At 67.9% G+C, this 19,211-nt stretch carries 16 protein-coding genes, 1 tRNA gene and 2 pseudogenes; 11 read left to right on the top strand and 8 right to left on the bottom strand.

From position 1 onward, the window contains the following. From ACIGAQ_RS10945 to ACIGAQ_RS10935, 3 genes are all read left to right on the top strand, one after another. The gene (locus tag ACIGAQ_RS10945) at positions 1-1,416 is read left to right on the top strand and encodes a PP2C family serine/threonine-protein phosphatase (RefSeq protein WP_399781353.1); all 1,416 of its coding nucleotides are present in this window, start codon (positions 1-3) and stop codon (positions 1,414-1,416) included. A 99-nt stretch (positions 1,417-1,515) separates the two neighbouring features. Beyond that, positions 1,516-2,862: a VWA domain-containing protein gene (locus ACIGAQ_RS10940; protein ID WP_399781350.1), complete on the top strand. Its 1,347-nt coding sequence runs from the start codon at positions 1,516-1,518 to the stop codon at positions 2,860-2,862. Between the two features lie 32 nt (positions 2,863-2,894). Next, positions 2,895-4,226 carry an FHA domain-containing protein gene (locus ACIGAQ_RS10935; protein ID WP_399781347.1) on the top strand — a complete coding sequence of 444 codons (1,332 nt, stop codon included), beginning with the start codon at positions 2,895-2,897 and terminating at the stop codon, positions 4,224-4,226. A gap of 63 nt (positions 4,227-4,289) precedes the next feature. Here the strand turns inward: ACIGAQ_RS10935 and ACIGAQ_RS10930 are convergent, their stop codons facing one another. After that, positions 4,290-5,273: a methyltransferase domain-containing protein gene (locus ACIGAQ_RS10930; RefSeq protein ID WP_399781344.1), complete on the bottom strand. Its 984-nt coding sequence runs from the start codon at positions 5,271-5,273 to the stop codon at positions 4,290-4,292. Positions 5,274-5,344: 71 nt separating this feature from the next. On the opposite strand from ACIGAQ_RS10930, the gene ACIGAQ_RS10925 reads away from it, so the two are divergent. Further along, positions 5,345-5,758 carry a globin gene (locus ACIGAQ_RS10925; protein ID WP_094055540.1) on the top strand — a complete coding sequence of 138 codons (414 nt, stop codon included), beginning with the start codon at positions 5,345-5,347 and terminating at the stop codon, positions 5,756-5,758. 31 nt (positions 5,759-5,789) lie between these two features. On the opposite strand, the gene ACIGAQ_RS10920 is transcribed toward ACIGAQ_RS10925, so the two are convergent. The 4 genes from ACIGAQ_RS10920 to ACIGAQ_RS10905 all read right to left on the bottom strand — a co-directional run bounded on the left by ACIGAQ_RS10920 (position 5,790) and on the right by ACIGAQ_RS10905 (position 9,623). Further along, positions 5,790-6,458 (bottom strand): hypothetical protein, encoded by a 669-nt coding sequence (locus tag ACIGAQ_RS10920; protein WP_362274887.1) that lies wholly within the window; start codon positions 6,456-6,458, stop codon positions 5,790-5,792. Beyond that, positions 6,455-6,868, bottom strand: coding sequence for a thioesterase family protein (locus ACIGAQ_RS10915; protein WP_311686585.1), 414 nt, complete (start codon positions 6,866-6,868; stop codon positions 6,455-6,457). The genes ACIGAQ_RS10920 and ACIGAQ_RS10915 overlap by 4 nt, the downstream gene beginning before the upstream one ends. A 2-nt stretch (positions 6,869-6,870) precedes the next feature. After that, positions 6,871-8,535: an energy-dependent translational throttle protein EttA gene (gene ettA, locus ACIGAQ_RS10910; protein ID WP_311686583.1), complete on the bottom strand. Its 1,665-nt coding sequence runs from the start codon at positions 8,533-8,535 to the stop codon at positions 6,871-6,873. 332 nt (positions 8,536-8,867) lie between these two features. Continuing rightward, entirely contained in the window at positions 8,868-9,623 is a 756-nt protein-coding gene (locus tag ACIGAQ_RS10905; RefSeq protein ID WP_386781982.1) for a GntR family transcriptional regulator, read from the bottom strand. Between the two features lie 78 nt (positions 9,624-9,701). On the opposite strand from ACIGAQ_RS10905, the gene ACIGAQ_RS10900 reads away from it, so the two are divergent. Together ACIGAQ_RS10900 and ACIGAQ_RS10895 are read left to right on the top strand one after the other, a co-directional pair. Further along, complete coding sequence (locus tag ACIGAQ_RS10900; protein ID WP_333933687.1) at positions 9,702-9,980, top strand: hypothetical protein; 279 nt, start codon at positions 9,702-9,704, stop codon at positions 9,978-9,980. 589 nt (positions 9,981-10,569) lie between these two features. Then, positions 10,570-10,866: pseudogene (locus tag ACIGAQ_RS10895) on the top strand (hypothetical protein). Between the two features lie 424 nt (positions 10,867-11,290). On the opposite strand, the gene ACIGAQ_RS10890 reads toward ACIGAQ_RS10895, so the two are convergent. Further along, positions 11,291-12,940 (bottom strand): hypothetical protein, encoded by a 1,650-nt coding sequence (locus tag ACIGAQ_RS10890; protein ID WP_399781339.1) that lies wholly within the window; start codon positions 12,938-12,940, stop codon positions 11,291-11,293. 1,075 nt (positions 12,941-14,015) lie between these two features. Here ACIGAQ_RS10890 and ACIGAQ_RS10885 point away from each other — a divergent pair. The 4 genes and pseudogenes from ACIGAQ_RS10885 to ACIGAQ_RS10870 all read left to right on the top strand — a co-directional run bounded on the left by ACIGAQ_RS10885 (position 14,016) and on the right by ACIGAQ_RS10870 (position 16,856). Then, complete coding sequence (locus tag ACIGAQ_RS10885) at positions 14,016-14,207, top strand: hypothetical protein (RefSeq protein ID WP_356929676.1); 192 nt, start codon at positions 14,016-14,018, stop codon at positions 14,205-14,207. Between the two features lie 168 nt (positions 14,208-14,375). Next, positions 14,376-15,011: a hypothetical protein gene (locus ACIGAQ_RS10880; protein ID WP_399781335.1), complete on the top strand. Its 636-nt coding sequence runs from the start codon at positions 14,376-14,378 to the stop codon at positions 15,009-15,011. Positions 15,012-15,574: 563 nt separating this feature from the next. Next, positions 15,575-15,760 (top strand): GntR family transcriptional regulator, encoded by a 186-nt coding sequence (locus ACIGAQ_RS10875; RefSeq protein ID WP_399783109.1) that lies wholly within the window; start codon positions 15,575-15,577, stop codon positions 15,758-15,760. A gap of 17 nt (positions 15,761-15,777) precedes the next feature. Next, positions 15,778-16,856 (top strand): annotated as a pseudogene (locus ACIGAQ_RS10870) (tyrosine-type recombinase/integrase). A 261-nt stretch (positions 16,857-17,117) separates the two neighbouring features. Here ACIGAQ_RS10870 and ACIGAQ_RS10865 read toward each other — a convergent pair. Next, positions 17,118-17,648, bottom strand: coding sequence for a DUF3515 family protein (locus ACIGAQ_RS10865; RefSeq protein ID WP_311686581.1), 531 nt, complete (start codon positions 17,646-17,648; stop codon positions 17,118-17,120). 650 nt (positions 17,649-18,298) lie between these two features. Between ACIGAQ_RS10865 and ACIGAQ_RS10860 the strand changes: the two genes are divergently transcribed. Beyond that, a complete protein-coding gene (locus ACIGAQ_RS10860; RefSeq protein ID WP_399781332.1) occupies positions 18,299-18,784 on the top strand; it encodes a hypothetical protein in 486 nt (161 codons plus the stop codon). Positions 18,785-18,823: 39 nt separating this feature from the next. Here ACIGAQ_RS10860 and ACIGAQ_RS10855 read toward each other — a convergent pair. Next, a tRNA-Arg gene (locus ACIGAQ_RS10855) sits at positions 18,824-18,896 on the bottom strand. Between the last annotated feature and the right edge of the window lie 315 nt (positions 18,897-19,211).

Raw genomic sequence — 19,211 nt, 5'->3', positions numbered from 1 at the left:
ATGTCGCAGATGCCCCAGTTGTCCGCCTGCCCGAGTTGCGAGGAACCCCTCGAATCGGGTGACCGTTTCTGCGGCGCGTGCGGATACGACCTGTCCGCCGTGCCGGAACGGCCTCAGGACAACCCGACCATCGCCATGAACGGCTCGGTGCCCGCGCAGGGCGCGCCGGCCGGTGCGTACCCCGAGGCCCCGACGGTGCCACCCGACGGCTCGGCGTGGCCCGCCCCCGGGCCGGCCGGCCCGGACGCCCCGGAACCGGTGCACCTGCCGACGGACCTCCCGGGCACCGACTCGGGCGGCTCCGCGCTGCCACCGGGCACGCCCCCGCCCCCGAGCGCCCCGCCGGCCCCGGCCGCGGGTGTCCGCTTCGACCGGCCGGCCCGGCCCGGCGGTCACGCCGTTCCGGCCGGGGCCGAACGGACCCAGCCCGACGCATACCTCCTCCAGGCACCGGACCCACGGGTGTCCGCCGACCCCGCGGCACCTGCCGCGGACGCCGGCGGCAAGGTCTGCGTGGCCTGCCGAGCCGGCCGCGTGGACGACGACGGCTACTGCGAGAACTGCGGCCACGCCCAGCCGCGCGAACGGGACCACATGGAGCAGGAGTCCGGCCCGGTGGCCGCGGTCAGCGATCGCGGCCTGCGCCACCACCGCAACGAGGACGCGTTCGCCATCGGCAGCACCGCGCTGCCCGACGGCTCCCCCGCCTCCGTGGCGATCGTCTGCGACGGCGTCTCCTCGGCGACCCGCCCCGACGACGCCTCACTGGCGGCGTCGAAGGCGGCGAGCGAGTCCCTGCTGGCCGCGCTGCCCCGGGGCACGCACCCGCAGCAGGCGATGCACGACGCGATCGTCGCCGCCTCCCGCGCGGTCAACTCGCTCGCCGAGGAGCCCGCCACGGCCCGCGAGCACGCCCCGCACCAGAACGCGCCCGCGTGCACCATCGTCGGCGCGGTGGTGACGTCGGGCCTGCTGATCGTCGGCTGGGTCGGCGACAGCCGCGCCTACTGGGTCCCGGTCGACCGGAGCGCTCCCCCGGCCCGGCTCACCGAGGACGACTCCTGGGCCGCGCAGATGGTCGCCGCGGGCCTGATGAACGAGGCCGAGGCCTACGCCGACGAGCGCGCCCACGCGATCACCGGCTGGCTCGGCGCCGACGCCTACGAACTGGAGCCGCACACGGCCGCGTTCAAGCCGGACCGCCCGGGCGTGGTCGTGGTCTGCACGGACGGCCTGTGGAACTACGCGGAGGCGGCCGAGGAGATGGCCCGGGTCGTTCTGCTGGACGCGGCCACCCATCCGCTGCACAGCGCCCGGGTGCTCGTCGGCCACGCGCTGGACGGCGGGGGCCACGACAACGTAACAGTGGCCCTCGTGCCGTTCCCCGCCGTCCCGCAGGGGGCAGGATCGGCCTGAGGCCACGTACGGGGACGCCTCGGCGGACCGGAGGGGACCGGTCCGCCTACCGTCATCACCCCGCCTCGGCGGGGGCTTTGAAGGGGGATCGAAGCAGGCATGGCCAATTTCTCGAAGTCGAACGTGCCCCGGTTCTCGGTGGACGTGTACCAGAACGAGTACCTGCCGGAGGGCTCCGGCGAGGTCAACGCCATCGTCACGGTGACGGCGACCGGCGGCGGCACGATCGGCAGCGCGGTCGCGGCGCCCCACCTCTTCGCGCCCGGCCAGGGCCCGTCCGCCGCCGTGGCGGTCATGGTCGACTGCTCGGGGTCGATGGACTACCCGCCGACCAAGATGCGCAACGCCCGGGACGCCACGTCCGCCGCTGTCGACACCCTGCGCGACGGCGTGCACTTCGCGGTGATCGGCGGGACGCACGTGGCCAAGGAGATCTACCCGGGCGGCGGCCGGGTCGCGGTCGCCGACGCCACCACCCGGGCCCAGGCCAAGCAGGCGCTGCGCTCGCTGAGCGCGGGCGGCGGCACGGCGATCGGCACCTGGCTGCGCCTGGCCGACCGGCTGCTGTCCTCGGCGGACGTCGCCATCCGGCACGGCATCCTGCTCACCGACGGCCGCAACGAGCACGAGTCGCCCGAGGACCTGAAGGCCGCGCTCGACGCGTGCGCCGGGCGCTTCACGTGTGACGCGCGCGGTGTGGGCACCGACTGGGAAGTGAAAGAAGTCACAGGGATCGCCTCCGCCCTGCTCGGCACGGCCGACATCGTCGCCGATCCGGCCGGGCTCGCCGCCGACTTCACGGGGATGATGGAGACGGCGATGGGCAAGGAGGTCGCGGACGTCTCCCTGCGGCTGTGGACCCCGGTGGGCACGGCTGTGAAGTTCGTCAAGCAGGTCGCCCCCACCGTCGAGGAGCTGACCGGCCGGCGCACCGAGGCGGGCCCGCGCGCGGGCGACTACCCCCTGGGCTCCTGGGGGGACGAGTCCCGTGACTACCACGTCTGCGTGGAGGTGCCGCCCGCGAACCTCGGCCAGGAGATGCTGGCGGCCCGGATCTCGCTGGTCGTTCCGCAGCCCGACGGCAGCGTCCAGAACCTCGGCGCGCAGGGCCTGGTGCGGGCCGTGTGGACGGACGACATGGTCGCCTCGACGTCGATCAACCCACAGGTGGCCCACTACACCGGGCAGGCCGAACTGGCACAGGTCATCCAACAAGGGCTGGATCTGCGCAAGTCGGGCGATATCGACGGAGCAACGGCCAAACTGGGCCGGGCCGTTCAGCTCGCCAGTGCGTCGGGGAACGCCGATACTGCGAAACTGCTTGCGAAGGTGGTGGACGTGGTCGACGCCGCGACCGGTACTGTGCGACTGAAGGCGAAGGTCGAGGAGGCGGACGAGATGACACTCGAAACCCGGTCCACCAAGACCGTTCGCGTGAAGAAGTGACCTAGAAGAGATCGAAGGAGGGACGCGCCGACATGCCGACCTGCCCGAACGGACACCAGTCGGGTTCCGACGACTGGTGCGAGGTCTGCGGTCACCGCATGGCGGGTACCGTGCCTCCGCCTCCCCCGCCGCCCCCGCCCGGCGGCGGTTACGGCTTCCCGCCCCCCGCCGGTCCCGGCGGCCCGGGTGGCCAGCCCGGCGGCCGCCCGCCGCACCTGTCCGCCGTGCCGAACGCCGAGCCGGAGCTCTGCCCGCAGTGCCGCACGCCCCGTGAGGGCGGCGCGCCGTTCTGCGAGGAGTGCCGGTGGAACTTCCTGACGAACACGGCGACCTCGTACACCCCGGCGGCCCCGCCGCCGCCCGCGCCCGGCGGCCCGGGCATGCGCTTCCAGCCGCCGGGCCGGCCCGGCCCGGGCGGTCCGTCGTACGGCGGCGGTGACGGGTTCGACTACCAGAGCTCCCGCCCCTCGCAGATGAACCGCCCGGCCGAGCCGATCCCGCCCTTCGGCGGCGACCCGTCCGGCCGGCCCGGCCCCGGCGGCCATCCCGGCCAGGGCGGTCCCGGCGGCCACCCCGGACCCGGTGGTCCGGGCGGATTCGGTCCCGACCCGTCCCGTCCGGTCCCGCCGCCGCCCGGCCCGGGCGGACACGGTGGCCACGGTGGTCCCGGAGGCCACGGCGGCCCCGGTGGTCATGGCGGCCCCGGTGGGGCTCCGCAGGCGTTCCACCAGTCCGGCCCGCCGGCCCCGCCCGGTTTCCCGCAGGAGACCCAGCGGCCGCCGCAGCAGGGCGGTCCGTCCTTCGGCGGCGGTGACGACGACTGGGTGATCTCCCCGCCGACCTCGGGCCCCGGCGGTCACGGCGGACCCGGCCAGGGCGGTGGTTACGGCTACCCGCAGCCCGGCGCGACCCAGGCCCCGCCCGGACCCGGCGGCTTCCCGCAGCAGCCCCAGGGCCCGGCGACCTGGACCGCGACGATCGGCCCGGACCGCGAGTACTTCATGGCGATGATGCAGCGTTCCGGCCCCGAGGCCGCGGGCCTGAACCTGCCCGCGTACTCGCCCGAGCAGCAGCGCACGCTCACCGGCAACCAGATCACGATCGGCCGCCGCCGGCACTCCACCGGCGACACCCCCGACATCGACCTGTCGACGCCGCCGGAGGACCCGGGCGTCTCGCACCAGCACGCGGTACTGGTGCAGCAGCCGGACGGCAGCTGGGCGGTCGTCGACCAGAACTCGACGAACGGCACCACGGTCAACGGCTCCGAGGAGCCGATCCAGCCGTTCGTCCCGGTGCCGCTGCAGGACGGCGACCGGGTGCACGTCGGCGCCTGGACGACGATCACGATCCGCCGCGGCTGAACCCGCCCGCCCGGCTCATCGGGCCGGGCGCGTCGGACCGGGCTCGGCGCGTCGAGCCGGGCGTCAGGACGGGAGGGGCCAGGCGTACGGCCCCTCCGGGTCGTCCAGCCAGGCCCACTCCCGGTCCCCGCTGACGGTGATGCCGTAGCGCTCGCGCTGCGGCCTGCCCTCCTGCTCCCACAGCGCGTGCGCCTCCTGCGGGTCGAGGGTGCCGCGGGTCAGGGCCAGCAGGAAGCGGAACAGGTCGTCCTCCCTGGCCCGGTGCGGCACCCCGCCCAGCTGGAGCGGCTCGCCCCCGGCCCGGCTCGTGCCGCGCAGCGGCACGAAGTAGGCGGGCGTGTGCAGGAACCGCCCCTCGGCGTGCCCGGCGTCGCCGACGGTGAGCACGATCAGGCCGGTGGCCAGCGGCAGGAGCACGCGCCCGCCGGGACGGCTCTGCGCGAGCCAGGCCCGCGGCACGGTGCTCAGGGCGCAGGTGGCGATGATCCGGTCGAACGGCGCCCGCTCGGGCACGCCCCGCGCTCCGTCACCGGTGACGACGACCGGGTGGTACCCGGCCGCGGCCAGGTGCCGGCGGGCCGACTCCGTGATCTCCGGGTCGAGATCGACCGTGGTGACCCGGTCGTCGCCGAGCCGGTGGGCGAGCAGCGCGGCGTTGTACCCGGTCCCGGCGCCGATCTCCAGGACCTGGTGCCCCTCGCGCACGTCCAGCGCGACCAGCATGTCCGCCATGAGGGACGGCTGGCTGCTGGACGACAGCAGTTCACCGTCCCGCAGCCGGGTCGCCAGCGGGGTGTCCTCGTAGGCGCCGCGCAGCCACCGCTCGCGGGCCTCGCGCTCCGGGCTCTCCCCCCAGCGGCGTTCGAAGCCCCCGGAGACGCCGACGTAGTAGTACGGCACGAACAGGTGCCGTGGCACCGCCGCGAACGCCTCCCGCCATCCCGGGTCGGCGGCCCAGGCCCCGCTCGCCTCGATCCGCCGCACCAGCGCCGCCCGCGCGGCGGCGGCGAGTGTGTCGAGTTCCCTGCCGGATGCGTGGCCGCCCATGTCTCCACAGTAAGGCGGGGATCTTCGGGCGGGTCCTAGGTCTTGAGTCCTATGCCGGCGCGTCTGAGACCATGGACGGCGTGAAAGAGATTCGGCGCGGCACGCTTCAGGAGCAGACCTTCTACGAGCAGGTCGGCGGGGAGGAGACCTTCCGCCGGCTCGTCCACCGTTTCTACGAGGGAGTCGCCGAGGATCCGCTGCTGCGGCCCATGTACCCCGAGGAGGACCTGGGCCCGGCCGAGGAGCGCCTCACGCTCTTCCTCATCCAGTACTGGGGCGGCCCCACGACGTACAGCGAGAACCGCGGCCACCCCCGCCTGCGGATGCGGCACGCGCCCTTCACGGTCGACCGCGCGGCGCACGACGCCTGGCTGAAGCACATGCGGGTCGCCGTGGAGGAACTCGGCCTGTCCGAGGAACACGAGCACACGCTGTGGAACTACCTGACGTACGCGGCGGCGTCCATGGTGAACACCCCGGGCTGACCGGTCGGACCGGCGCCCGGCGGGGAACCGGTCAGCGGACGCTGACGTCCAGCGCCCCGAGCCCGGCCCGCCGTACCGCTATCGACCCGTAGGGCGTGCGCAGCCGGAGCCAGGCGCCCGCGGAGAGCAGGGCCGGCGGCTGACCGGGCCGCAGGAATCCGAGCGACTGCGCCGCGTGCACGGCCCGGACGGGCAGCCGGGTGTCGCCGACCGTGCGGGACCAGATGTCCCGGCCGATCCGGTCCAGTTCGGCGCGGGTGCGCCGCTCCTCGGGCAACTCCTGCGTGCGGGAGCGGAACTCGGTGACCACGGCGGCCACCAGGGAGCGCAGCGCGTCCGGCGCGGGCAGTCCCGGCTCGGGCCGCCAGCCGCCGCGCGGCGGCAGCACACCGGCCCAGGGCGGCCCGGTCACCGCGCCCGGCACGACGGCCGTGGCGGCCCTCTCGTCCACCGACTCCAGGAGCTCACCGGCGGACACGGTCACGTCCAGCGTGACGTCGAGCCCGTTCTCGTACGGCTTCGCCAGCCGTACCGCGCGGATCGCCAGCACCTCGAAGGACGGCGGCCGCCCGAAGACGGCGAGCGCGGTGCCCGCGGCCTGCAGACGCACCGCGGCCCCGCGGTCGTAGTGGAGCAGCCGGGAGAGAAAGGCCGCGAGATCCGCCGCCTCCCCCTCGTCGGCGAGGTGGAGCACCGTCATGCGGCGACGGCCTCCTCCTCGTCGTCGTCCATGTACTCGCCGAGGAACTCGCGCTCCTCGGCGGTGAGCCGGCGCGGGCGCTGCGCCTCGAAGTCGAACGGCACGATCACCGTCGAGGCGCGCACGTAGATCTGGTCGTCGTCCTTCACCTCGTAGGTGAGGGTGAAGGACGCCGCCCTGATCTCCGTGACCCACAGCTCGATGTCCACCGGGTGGTGCCGGTGGACGAGCTGCCGTTTGTAGTCGATCTCATGGCGAGCCACCACGGACCCCTGCTGGAAGTCCTTCTCCGGGCGGAACAGGAAGTCGATACGGGCCTCCTCCAGGTAGCGGAGGAACACCACGTTGTTGACGTGGCCGTACGCGTCCATGTCCGCCCAGCGCAGCGGGCAGCGGTAGATGTGCCGCAAGATCAGCCCCGGGTCAGCTTCTTGTAGGTGGCGCGGTGCGGACGGGAGGCGTCCGGGCCGAGCCGCTCGACCTTGTTCTTCTCGTAGGACTCGAAGTTGCCCTCGAACCAGAACCACTTGGACTCGCCCTCGTAGGCGAGGATGTGCGTGGCGATGCGGTCCAGGAACCACCGGTCGTGGGAGACGACCACGGCGCAGCCGGGGAACTCCAGCAGCGCGTTCTCCAGGCTGGAGAGGGTCTCGACGTCGAGGTCGTTGGTCGGCTCGTCGAGGAGCAGCAGGTTGCCGCCCTGCTTGAGGGTGAGCGCGAGGTTCAGGCGGTTGCGCTCACCGCCGGAGAGCACACCGGCCGGCTTCTGCTGGTCCGGCCCCTTGAACCCGAAGGCGGACACGTAGGCGCGGGAGGGCATCTCCACCTGTCCCACGTTGATGTAGTCCAGCTCGTCGGAGACGACGGCCCACAGGGTCTTCTTGGGGTCGATGTTCTCGCGACTCTGGTCCACGTACGAGATCTTGACGGTCTCGCCGACCTTGATCGAGCCGGAGTCGGGCTCCTCGATGCCCTGGATCATCTTGAACAGCGTGGTCTTGCCGGCGCCGTTCGGGCCGATGATGCCGACGATGCCGTTCCGCGGGAGCGTGAAGGAGAGGTCGTCGATGAGCAGCTTGTCGCCGAAGCCCTTGGTGAGGTTGTTGACCTCGACGACGACGCTGCCCAGGCGGGGGCCCGGCGGGATCTGGATCTCCTCGAAGTCCAGCTTCCGCATCTTGTCGGCCTCGGCGGCCATCTCCTCGTAGCGGGCCAGACGCGCCTTGGACTTGGCCTGGCGCCCCTTGGCGTTGGAGCGCACCCACTCCAGCTCTTCCTTGAGCCGCTTCTGCCGCTTGGCGTCCTTCTGCCCCTCGACCTTCAGGCGGGCGGCCTTGGTCTCCAGGTACTTGGAGTAGTTGCCCTCGTAGGGGTAGAGGCGACCGCGGTCGACCTCGCAGATCCACTGGGCGACGTTGTCGAGGAAGTACCGGTCGTGGGTGACCGCGACGACGGTGCCCGGGTACTTGGCCAGGTGCTGCTCCAGCCAGTTCACCGACTCGGCGTCGAGGTGGTTGGTGGGCTCGTCGAGCAGCAGCAGGTCGGGCTGCTCCAGCAGCAGCTTGCACAGCGCGACGCGGCGGCGCTCACCACCGGAGAGGTTGGTGACGGCCCAGTCGCCGGGCGGGCAGCCCAGGGCGTCCATGGCCTGCTCCAGCTGGGCGTCGAGGTCCCAGGCGTTGGCGTGGTCGAGCTGCTCCTGGAGCTTGCCCATCTCGTCCATGAGCTCGTCGGAGTAGTCGGTCGCCATCTGCTCGGCGATCTCGTTGAACCGGTCGAGCTTGCCCTTGATCTCGGCGACACCCTCCTGGACGTTCTCCAGGACGGTCTTCTCCTCGTTCAGCGGCGGCTCCTGGAGCAGGATGCCGACCGTGTAACCGGGGGTGAGGAAGGCGTCACCGTTGGACGGCTGCTCGATGCCGGCCATGATCTTCAGGATCGTCGACTTGCCGGCGCCGTTCGGGCCGACGACGCCGATCTTCGCCCCCGGCAGGAAGCTCGTCGTCACGTCGTCGAGGATCACCTTGTCGCCGTGCGCTTTGCGCGCCTTGCGCATGGTGTAAATGAACTCAGCCAAGAGAAACCGTCCGGCAGCTTGAAACTGGCAGTGGGCAGATACACCCCATCTTGCCGTACCGCCAGCCCTGGGTGGAAACGCGTATGGCCGGGGAGCCCTGACCTGGTGGTTCGTGATTGGCGGCCGAGACTCGTTTGTCACTGTCGGTCGCCGTTGGTCGGCCTCGGGCGCCCTCGCACGGCCCAGAGACGGCCCAGGAGTGATCACTCGATGGCAGCGTTGTACGAGGGTTGGGCCATCGTCGCGACGTGAAAAGGCAGGGCTGACCGCCCTCACCGCTTGAGACGTGGACGCGCCGAAGCGCCGCCGCAGCCCGCCCGCGAAGCCTGTGCCTACCGGTTGATCGGAATCTCGTAGACGATCTCGCAGTGAGCGGCGGGCACGACGATGTCCGCTGTCTCGACGGGTCGCCCCTGGTCGCTGTAGTACGTCCGCCGGATGTGCGTAACGAGTGCGGCCTTCTGGATGCCCAGAAGAGAGGCCTCCTCGGCGGTGGCCTGTCGCGGTTCCGGCTGCTCCACGGCGTGGCTGACGGTGACACCGATCGCGGCCATACGGTTCACGACTCCCGCCCCGGCATGCGGGCCTCCCTCGGGGAGAACGATGAGCGTGCCTGCCGTGAGGTCGTACGGCTCCCAACTCGTCGACAGCTGCACCGGCCTGCCGTCAGCCAGGAACTCGTATGACGTCCTGACGCACAGGTCGCCCTCGCTGATGCCCAACCGCGCCGCGATGTCGGCCGGGGCGGGGACCTTGGCGTCGGTCCGGCTCTCCCAATCTCCTTGCCTGCCCACGGCCTTCATGTCCGCCCGGAAGGGAGATCCGCTGGGCTGCTCGCGCGCAGACGACCGGACAACCCGCACCCGTTGCCGAGGCTCGGCGACGTAGGTCCCTGATCCGGCGCGGCCTTCCAGCACGCCCTGGGAGATCAGCAGTTCCTGGGCCCGGCGAACCACGTTCTCGCCCACGCCGCACTCCTGGCCGATCTGAGCACGGGAGGGCAGCCGGTCCCCCGGCTCCCACACGTGCTCCGCGATCCGCCGCCGGAGTTCGTCGGCGATACGGAGGTAGGGCGGCTGCTCAGACATATGGAAAATCTAGTCCACTAGCTCTAATCTAGTTAACTAGCTTCACTCAAAGTGATCGCCGGTGACGGAGGCTGCCCTGTGCCCGCTTCGGGAGTTCGTGCGGCAGCCATCGCTGCCCGGCTGTCCGACCTCGGGCTTCCCGCGCGCTTGGAAGAGCACGACCGGCACACGTCGGTCGAGGCGGAGGTACCCGAATCACTCACCGCCCACTTATGGCGGGAGGTCCTGGAAGCGGTGGCTGAGGCCGATCGGTTCGGGCTTCTCGCCACGAGCCTGAACGACCGCACCCTCTGGGCGGTCGTAAACAAAGCGGTCCCCACGACGGGCGATGTCGGGGGACCGAGCCATCAGCGATAGGAGCTGACCAGCGTGCTCAACCGTATCCGCCGTGCCGCCTCGCTCACCAGAGCGCGGTACTTCCCCAAGGGCAGGCACCGCCGCCCCTTACGGCCGTCCCGGCCGACACCCGCCCCCGCTTCCTCTGCATTCACTGACGAGCCGACGGCCGTCCTGGGCCATCCTCTCGACAGGGTGGGCCACTTGCAGCCACTCCGGGGCGAGGACACCGCACTAGTCCGTCCGTATGTACTGGCGCATGAAGAGCGCGCACGCCGACCTAGGGTCGTCCTTGCTCCCTATCTCCCAGCCGACGCCAGGTCGACCCTCCTGGGGGTTCAGTGATGCCATCACGGCGGCAAGCCCTTGGCTCGGAAGCCTCGGCCACCTCGTACCGCTCGCCTGCGTGCCAGATCGGCACGCATCACGCCTGCGCGGAGTCGTCGCCGGAATTGGCGCCGGTCGACCTTCCCTTGATTTACGAGGCTTGCGATTGCCTGTGTCACGCGGCACCCGGCCGGCCTCAGCCCAGAGGTGACGCGGTGAGCGGGTCGGCATCGAGTGGCACGCCAGCGCTCAGCGCCGAGATCACCGAGAGGGGCACACGGGGATGACGGCACATGACGAACTGAGACTTCTCCCGTGGGCAGGGCCGGACGGCAAGCCGTGCTACTTGAGCACCGATGACCAAGGCGGCTACGTCTCTCGCCTGGCGGACCACATCGAGGCCTTCCAACTCGGGATGGCGTCCCAACTGCCGAAGCACTCACATCAGGTACTCGACGACGAGACCGAGGACCCGGAGGAGCTCAACCTTCTCGCCGCCTAGCTGACGAGCGCGCTGCGAGACGTGCTGCGTGTGGCGACCAGTCGCGGACGCACGCCCGTTGTGCCTGGACGCCCTTGAGGGGCCGAGCGGCAGCAGTGTGCAGTGCCGCAGGGAGCCTCGGCCACATTCCGGGGCTCCCTGTTCTCGTCCGGCGTGCACCTGGCACGGTGCGGCGGGGCCGAGCCTGATGATCGTGGTCGCCGCACTTTTCTGCTGTACTGCAACAACTCCGGAAGGCCCTTCGGTCCCAGCTGTGTGCGCAGGTCATCGGCCTTCGGTTGATCGACTAGCGCTGGCCCGTCCACAAATGGTCCACGGGACGGGACTGCCTGACCCTCCTCGATGCGAACTACGAGCGGGCGGGGCGCTGAGGCCTGGTCCGAGACGCCAGAGGCCCCAAGACAACCCACGGCTCTTCTGCGGCGGTACGTGGTGACGACGAAGAGGGTTGTCCCAAGGAGCGTCCGCACGCTCTACCACTGATCTGAAGGGTTGGCCGAATTCAGCCGCTTTTTGCATCCACCACCGGGCTCCAGTCGATTTCTTGGCATTCTAGCCGCTCAACGCGAACGGAGTATCGCCCCTGGAGAGGAATCGTGACACTCCGAATTTGGTAGTGCCTATTCAGTTCAGGCACTATAGGATTCTTGAGCATAGTAATCAATTCCGTCAGCGAGTTGACGGGGCTGAGATTTGAAACATACCGAAAAGACGTAGCAAACATGTCCGGCTCCGGCATAGGTCGAGGCGTCAGCTGCTGCGGCATGCCGACTCCCCACGCCCAGTCGATCTCATCAAAGGCTGGCCAGTCGGGCGGCAGCTTCGCTTGCACATCGCCAGCTACGAGCGAACTCCTGACCTTCCCTAGCTGCGCGCTCGCAAGCACAATAGTTTGATCCGTCTTGGAGGTTTCAGAAAGCGTAAGGGCATCAATAGGCCATTTGATTTCCAGGATAAGACCCTTACGCGACACTGGATCGAACGCCACTACGTCAAGGTCACCTACAGCTTGCCCCTTCAAATTCCGCACTTTCGTGCCCTCGGTGACTTTAACGCCAGGGATTTCCCTCAGCCAACGACCCCACGCTTTGGCTCGCTCGCCTTGACGCTTGCCAATAGGGCCGTATCGGGCCGGATCTGATGCCGCAGTTCGCAGAACGATTGCATCAATGGCGCGAGGGAACATTACGAGCGGAAGGACTGTGATAAGTCCGCCATTTGGGATTAGAATTGCCGTTCTCATCGACTTGCCCGGGCCGGCCATGAGTCGATGTATGGCCTGTATAGCGAGCTCTCGCGGCACGCTCCCACACAGGCGTGCGAGCCACTCCACGATCGCCTCTTCGGTGCTGTGTTGGAGTGTCGTGCCACGCACGCGCGCTGACGAGTGTGCCATCTCGCCTAGCTCCGCCATTGCCATGAGCGCAGCTAGGACTTCAGCCATTATTCCGACGTTTAGGCCGTCACCAAGGTCAGTGTCATCCGACAAAGGAGGGTCTTGGTGAACTGCGCGCCATGCTTGAACTGCTCGACGAGTCCGCTCCATCGCAGAACTGATGACGTCATCGGGAGGGAGAAAAGCATTAAGCCTTGCACGAGATTGCTTCGACGCCCATTCCACTTCTTTCTGTGTGGGCTCTTCGCGATTCCCAGGCACAGCCTGTCGCTCAAGATACAAGTCGGCAACTTCAAGGCCCATATTCCACTTATATGAGACCCTAAATTTTGTGCCGCCAGTCTTTCTAACCCTATAGGCTTGCGCACGAAGGGCGGCGTCAAGTGATTCGAGGCGTGTCGCCTCCACGGCAGCCTTCACGGCATTTGATACATCGTCTTCGTAGCAAGGTTCGCTACCAATTGGATGCTTAAAGTGCCATGAAATCAGAAAATCCAGCAACATTTCCCACGAAAACTCTGGAAAATCCACCCTGTTCCGCGCGAAGCTTGCTTTCACGCTGAGGGCTTGCGACATGAGCGCATGCAGCCGCTCCTCACCCGTTGACCAAATTGGCAGTTGGTCGACTTGTTTGCGCCAGTCCGAGATCAGGCCACGTAGCTCTTGTTCCGGCGTCACTGGAATTCCCCCGAATTTCAATATCTGAAAACGGCGCAAATGGTCGACCTTGATGCGCTCCAGCCGCAAGGTCTTCACCCGTACTGCCGAGTTTCAACTCCTAAGGAGAAGCTCTACAGAGATCGGTATCGGCGAGTTATGCAGGGCGCGTGGGTTGGCACTGTGAGCCATGGTCGGTTGCCGTACTTCCGTGCTGTACAGCAATGGAGCTGCGCTCAGCTCGACACCGCCCCACCCGCGAAGCCGACTACAAGGTCTCCCAGTACGTCGCAAGTAGCGCTAGCCCACTGCTTCATCCTGCTCGACTTCGATTTATCAGCCATGCGGTTCTCCTCACGCTCGTTCGTCTTCGTGTCCTGGTTGGTGCTCAACTTCGATGCCAAGACCTTGCAGATGACGGCTACCGCGAAGAGGGACAGTGCGAGACTCGGCAGCGCCGAGCTCAGCACAGCTCCAAGTGACCTTAGCTGAAGCACGCGGTCGGCGGAGCGGCTTTGGGCTGGAAATGACTGAACCAAGCCACGACGGACTGATCGGAGACCGTGGACACGATCAGGGCCAGCCGGTGTATTCATCCTCTGACCTGGCCCTGAGTGGTATGGAACGGACACGGGGATCGCACCCGCGTAGCTAGTTTGGAAGATCGCGTACGCGCATTGTGGTTGACCTGGGTAGACGGTGACCTGCACGTTCTCCGGGATCTCCCCGCTGTTCCCCGGCGTTCCCGCAAGGTGCTCGCCGAACAGGCACGCGAGGGGCATGGTGGCCTCTGACGGTCGTGGTACCCTCGCCCACGAGCGGTGTGAAAGCCCAGGTGGCTTTTCTCGCTCCCTACCTGAGGGGTTCGGCCAGGTGTCGGACGATCAGGACTGGCCTTCCTCCTCCTCGCGCCGGCAGGGCTGAGGTCGAAGAAGCGTCAGCAAGATCATATTCATTGACTCCCCTGAGGGGTACCACGGTGGGTCCTGTGTGGGCCTGCGGGTTGCTTAGCACCTGATAGCTGAGCGTAGCTGGAAGCAGATCTGAGTGATCTGTCTGCTGAGCCCCCGACTGCCGGGCAGGGCCTCGGTTCTGACCACGTTTCGCGTGTGGTCGAGCTGAGCCTGCCTTCGTGCGTGCGGTTCGACCACCTGTTCAGAAAGGTGCCGGACCTGTGGGTGCCGGAGTCTTCCTTCCAGCCAGGGCGCTTCTCCTTCTGATGGGAATGTTGTTCTCCCTGGTCATCGCCCTCATCGCCGTGATTATGACTCGCTCAACAGGCGTCTCGATGGTGAATGCGATCTTCAAGGGTGGTGCCGCCTTCACGGCATCGATGCTCATCTGGATTGCCGCGATGGCGCTCTGATCCGCCAGTGACCTGGTGCGTTGCCATCCCATGTGCGAGATGTTGGCGCACCAGGTCGGCGATGTTCCACCTCGGGGTCCGAGCATAACTAGGTGCTTCGTGACGGTAGCTGGATGTACTCTGGTCTGTTCGGCCTTGGGAGCCGAAGTCACGGACAAAGGTGTTGAGTTGACTGATCTTGAGAAGATGGCTGAGCAGTTGGACAAGCTCATCGAAGAGTTCCGCCAGATGAGTAGACCTCGACCGAATGAGCAGGAGCGGATCCTCAAGAATCGGCTTGAGGCCGCCGTTGAGCGTGCTTCGCTTCCGGGGAGCACGTACGCCAAGCAGCTGGCGGAGGTTCGGTCGCAGAGGGCCTCTGACGGTTGGAGGCTCGAAGCCATCCACGGTATCGCGGTCGGGCTCCGCGACGACATCCGGTCAGGATGGGTTCATTCGGTTGTGGAACTGGTCCATGCCGACATGCACAGCGACTACTTGGAGATGGCGGAGTCGCTCCTCAACTCGGGATACAAAGACCCGGCGGCGGTCATCACAGGAACGGCCCTCGAAGTCCACGTGCGAGCTTTGTGCGTTAAGTCCGGCATTGCCACGGACGTGGGAGGTAAGCCCAAGAAGGCCGACACCATGAACGCGGACCTGAAGAAGGCGGGCGTCTACGACGGCTTGCAGCAGAAGCAGGCTACGGCCTGGATGGATCTGCGCAATAAGGCCGCGCACGGGAACTACGGCGACTATGACGAGGCGCAGGTCCGCCTCTTCATCGACGGAGTCCGGGCCTTCATGGTGAAGTACCCGGCGTAGGGAAGCTCCAGGCATGATCGGCGGACCGGCTTAGGCCTAGAGTTGCTCCGGGCCTCAACCCACCGCCCACCCCAGCTCCCATCCCGTACGCCGTCGACCCACACACCGTGGAGCAGGCGTGGTTCATGGCGTCCAGGTGGAGCGCGCCACTGTACGAACGATCTGGACGCCATGGGCCGCGTCTGCTCGGCTCTGCCTGGGTCGATGGCGTACGGGATGGGAGCCTCCCGGCACGCCACTACGCACCCGCAGTCGGGGACGGTGCCCCCTCCATCCCGGTGCCGACCGATCCCCCGCCGGAGGCACTGTTCTAACCCGCGGGCGCTGTGTGCGGTGATCGACTCATGGCTAGCGGCCCTATCCACGCGTGGGCGCGCGTCGGCGCAGCCCGCCGGAGCGGGCCGAAGGCAGGAGCGGCGGCGGAGCGGAGCCGGGAAGCGCGCCCGGCGGAGCGGAGCGCAGCCGGGTGCCTTGATGAACGTAGGGGAACTCCTACCGCGCTGGACTGATCATCGGCGCTGACGCTCACCTACTCACGTGAGTAGGTCCCGGCTACAGTTGGGCTGGCCGACATAGCAGGACGACAGGAGCGTGCTCGCCGGACGGGACCGAAGTCGGAGCGGGTCTACCGCACGATTCGTGAGTGGATCGCTGAGGGCAGGTACTCGCCGGGTTCCAAGCTTCCGTTCGAGCGGAGAAGTCGAAGAGCTTCCCGGATAAGCAGAAGCGTTTGGCGGACACCTGGCTGACCAACGTAGAAGCCGACATGGCTCGTGGGCAGTACATCGACCCCGAGGGCCGCTCGCACCACCTTCCGCGAATACACCGACCGTTGGCTGGCCGCCCTCACGGCCGATCTGACCAGTCGGCCCGCCGTGGAAGGCAGGGCTCCGCCTTCACGCCCTGCCCTACCTCGGAACCCGCCCCATCGGATCCTTCCAGCCCGAGCACATCCGCGGCTGGAACCGCCAGCTCGAAGACGCCGTAGCGTCCACCCAGTACCGGCGCCTCATCTTCGACGCGGTCTCTTCGGTGCTCAACGCGCCCGTGGATGACCGTCTCTTGGCTTCGAACCCCTGCCGGGCTCGATCGGTCAAGGCACCTCGCCCAGTGCCGTCACGAGTGCATCCGTGGTCCGCTGATCAGGTCTTCGGCGTACGCGCCGGACTGCCCGAGCGCTACCGGGCCATGGTCGACCTCGGCGCCGGGTGCGGCCTGCGACAGGGTGAGATCTTCGGCCTGGCCGCCGACAACATCGGAGATCTCGGCTGGCTCTACGTTCGCCAGCAGGTCAAGAAGGTTCGCGGCACGCTGGTCTTCGCTTCGCCCAAGCGTGGCAAGTTACGAGACGTCCCGCTCGAACCGGAGGTGTCGGTCGTGCTCCGCGAACACATGGAGTGCTTCCCGCCCGTCGAAGTGACGTTGCCCTGGCTGACCCCGACCGGCCCCAAGGTCACACACCAGCTCCTCTTCACGAGCGGCATCGGCGCAGCCATCTGGAGCCAGGCGTTCAACGACCAGGCGTGGAAACCCGCGCTCGCATCCGCCGGCATCATCCCGACCCCCGAAAAAGGCCAGCGCTACGTCGCCGCCCGCGAGCACGGCATGCACGCCCTGCGGCACTTCTACGCCTCGGTCCTCCTGGACGCCGGAGAGAGCATCAAGGCTCTGAGCCTCTACCTCGGCCACAGTGACCCGGGCTTCACCCTCCGCGTCTACACACACCTCATGCCGTCCAGCGAGACCCGAACCCGAAAAGCCATCTCCGCGATGTACCGGGCTGCCGGTCACGCTCATGACGGCCCAGGGACGCCCGACGGCCCAGAGACGGCCCAGGCTGCCTGACACGGCCCCTCATCGGCGAGAAAACCGCTGGTGAGGGGCCTTTTAATGCCCTCTCGCGGCAAGTAACACCCCATCTTGCCGTACCGCCACCCCTGTGCGGAAACGCGTCTGGGTGGGGGCCCCTGACCTGGGGGTCTTCTGGAGGGACGGTCGGCACTCACCCGCCCCGGCCGCCCGCTGCCGGTCACCGTCGGGCACCCTCGCCCACCGAGGCGCGCCCGGAGACTCCCCACGGCCGCCCTCCACGCACCGAGGCCGAGCTCAGCCGAGCATCTCCCCATAACCGATGCACTTCCTCTTCTGGGGAATCGCGGCGACAGACTTCTTCAGGTCGACGAGAACCCCGCCCACTTCTTCCCGCCCACCGGAATAAGTGACCTGAACCGCAGGAGAGCGCCCATATGTGGTGAGGGTACTGACCCCTGTCTCCCGCAGCTTCTTCTCATCCAGCACCCAGTCGACGCCGTCCACCGTGAGGCAGAGATTGACCGTGGGCTCCAGTTCGTCGACCCCGCAGCGAAGAACCGTCGAACCGTCTCCCCAGGACGCCACACCTTCACCGATGACCCAGTCACGCGATTCGGAGGCGACTTTTTCAGGAGACCGATCGACGGCTTTCGAGCACTTCGGATCCTTCGCATGAGGTGCGGAATCTATGGTGCGAGAATTCACAAAGAGGAACCCCGAGGATATGACCGCGACTGCCGCGAGAACGATCGCGATACGCCTAGGCCGAAAAATCCCGCGAGTGGATCGACCGCGACCCTCTTCAACTTCTGCGCTGTCATTCATGGCAACCGTGACCTTCGGGACGCCCGGGCGGAGCGGCGACGACTGTTTCCTCTGGCACTCCATCATCCACCATGCACATCCGGAGCCGCACGGCGCATCCCACCTGCCCGTTCATCGACGGCACGCCGATCGGCAGCGCTGGGGAGGACCCCACCTCGCAGAGCCCGACACGCACGTGTTGCCCGCACGGAGGTCCACCGAGAAGACCGCGGGACGTCCACCTTCCACTCGGTCAACGGGCATTAGGACAGTTACACCGCCGTAACGGCCATCCGTACGGGCTCCTCGAATACGCCCCCGACGACGGGCAGACTTAAGAATGACGACTGTGCGACGTGGAGCATCGGAGCATACGTCCAGGGCAGCAACAACCGCGGAAATACAGAAAGCCACGCAGGACAGTGGGGTGCAGTCAGTCAAGTGCTGAGATTGACGCGCCCCTGAGGCGAGTAACGGCCTCCAGAGAACTGGCTCCGTCGGCTTGCATTCCACCGCAACACAGGGTCCAGCACCATGGGCTGTTCCCGAAAAGAAACCGTCGGGATCCTGAACGTCGCGCGAAGGCAGCCGCCCGCAATGCGGGGGCTAATGTCCGCTGTGACCAGCGCACACATACGGAAGGTCAGGCAGCGCCCCCTCCTCTTCTCGACGTGGACGGCCCACTGATCCCGTTCGGGTCGCCGGCCGGTCCCTCCTCGGCCACTGTCCCCGCCACCGCCACCACGGCACCCCGCGATCAAGGCAACCCCCTGCTGGCCCGGATCGACCCCGGAATCGGGCGGCGCCTCCTTTCCCTCGGCTGTCACCTCGTCTGGGCGACGACCTGGATGGAGGAGGCGAACGAGGTCGTCGCCCCGCTCCTCGGCCTGCCACGCCTGCCCGTCCTGGACCGGCCGGACACCGGCCCTGAGGAGGGCCCGCGGGGCCTGCACCGGAAGACACGCGCACTTGTCGAGCGGGCCGAGGGCCGGCCGTTCATCTGGGTCGACGACGAGATCGGCCCGATGGACCACCTCTGGACGGCTGCCGCCCACCCCGGACCGTCACTGCTCCACGAGGTCGACCCGACCAGGGGCCTCACGGACACCGACTTCGTTGCGCTGGCAGCCTGGTGTCGTTCCATCAGACCGACCTGACCAGCAAAAAGCCCTCCCCAAAGGGAGGGCGGAGACTTGCGCCCCCGGCAGGACTCGAACCTGCGGCCAAGCGCTTAGAAGGCGCCTGCTCTATCCACTGAGCTACGGGGGCCGGGTGTGGTGGCCTCTGTCTGGGTGCCCGGGTGTGGGCCGATCCGTGACGTTGCCGGGGACAAGGATAGGGCTCCCGCGTCCTCGTCCCTGTTGCTTCGCCTCCGTGGCTCGATGTGGAGGTTCGGTGAAGCGGTCCTGATAATCGCAGGCAGGTACGAATCGTGCATCGCTTTTGGCGTCCGGCGCATCGGGTGTTGTGCACTCGTTATGCCTGGACTGTGCCCGCGCCCCACTCGCCCCTTCCGTCCCTTACGTCCTGTCGGCGCGCAGACATGCTCATATGCTTCAGAATTCCCCTAAAATTGGGCATTCT

This window comes from Streptomyces sp. NPDC085932 (assembly GCF_044540525.1).
In the GTDB taxonomy this organism is placed as follows: domain Bacteria; phylum Actinomycetota; class Actinomycetes; order Streptomycetales; family Streptomycetaceae; genus Streptomyces; species Streptomyces levis.
The sequence above is the reverse complement of the archived record's forward strand: the minus strand, read 5'-3'. Positions and strand labels throughout refer to the sequence as shown.

Bases quoted from the DNA above. Each gene is read 5' to 3' on its own strand.
- ACIGAQ_RS10930 (WP_399781344.1), bottom strand. From the start codon at position 5,273: ATGGGCGGCCACGCATCCGGCAGGGAACTCGACACACTCGCCGCCGCC.
- ACIGAQ_RS10905 (WP_386781982.1), bottom strand. From the start codon at position 9,623: ATGTCTGAGCAGCCGCCCTACCTCCGTATCGCCGACGAACTCCGGCGG.
- ACIGAQ_RS10940 (WP_399781350.1), top strand. From the start codon at position 1,516: ATGGCCAATTTCTCGAAGTCGAACGTGCCCCGGTTCTCGGTGGACGTG.
- ACIGAQ_RS10920 (WP_362274887.1), bottom strand. From the start codon at position 6,458: ATGACGGTGCTCCACCTCGCCGACGAGGGGGAGGCGGCGGATCTCGCG.
- ACIGAQ_RS10865 (WP_311686581.1), bottom strand. From the start codon at position 17,648: ATGAATGACAGCGCAGAAGTTGAAGAGGGTCGCGGTCGATCCACTCGC.
- ACIGAQ_RS10925 (WP_094055540.1), top strand. From the start codon at position 5,345: ATGGACGGCGTGAAAGAGATTCGGCGCGGCACGCTTCAGGAGCAGACC.
- ACIGAQ_RS10945 (WP_399781353.1), top strand. From the start codon at position 1: ATGTCGCAGATGCCCCAGTTGTCCGCCTGCCCGAGTTGCGAGGAACCC.
- ACIGAQ_RS10935 (WP_399781347.1), top strand. From the start codon at position 2,895: ATGCCGACCTGCCCGAACGGACACCAGTCGGGTTCCGACGACTGGTGC.